This window comes from Georgenia satyanarayanai, assembly GCF_023715365.1.
Taxonomy (GTDB): domain Bacteria; phylum Actinomycetota; class Actinomycetes; order Actinomycetales; family Actinomycetaceae; genus Oceanitalea; species Oceanitalea satyanarayanai_B.
Genome location: NZ_JAMBNZ010000140.1, coordinates 1 through 420 on the forward strand (window position 1 = coordinate 1; position 420 = coordinate 420).

Annotated in this window: 1 protein-coding gene; it reads right to left on the reverse strand. The window is 56.4% G+C overall.

Annotated elements, in window-relative coordinates:
- Nucleotides 1-302 (reverse strand): hypothetical protein (locus M3148_RS17390; protein WP_251305973.1); only part of this gene is annotated, 302 nt, incomplete at its 3' end.
- Between the last annotated feature and the right edge of the window lie 118 nt (nt 303-420).

Below are 420 nucleotides of genomic sequence, written 5' to 3' on the forward strand. Positions count from 1 at the left end.
TCCGGATAAAGCGTGAGCGGCAGCAGCAGACCCTGCGACAGCTGACCCTTGAGCTTCATGGTCTTGATACGTGCACCACGCTTGCCTTCCCACGTGATGAACTTCGGTTCGAGGAACGCATAGCGCTCATCTTCGGCCGGCAGGAACGAATCGATCTCGAAATAGACACCGAGATCACCAACCGTGAATTCACCTTTCTTGACCACGCACTGCCAGCCATCCACGACAGCCAGCTCGATGCGATCAGCACCCTCGATCGGGTTCAGGGCCGAAACGCGGCGCAGAGTTGCGAGTTTACGCATACACTTTCTCCTTTATCAAACATTGAACGAAATTTCGTCAGTGCGACGACGCTTGCGCGGTTTATCTTCCGCGTCGCCCTTGTTCAGGAACCACTCAGGCACGGCGTCGAGGCTCGGC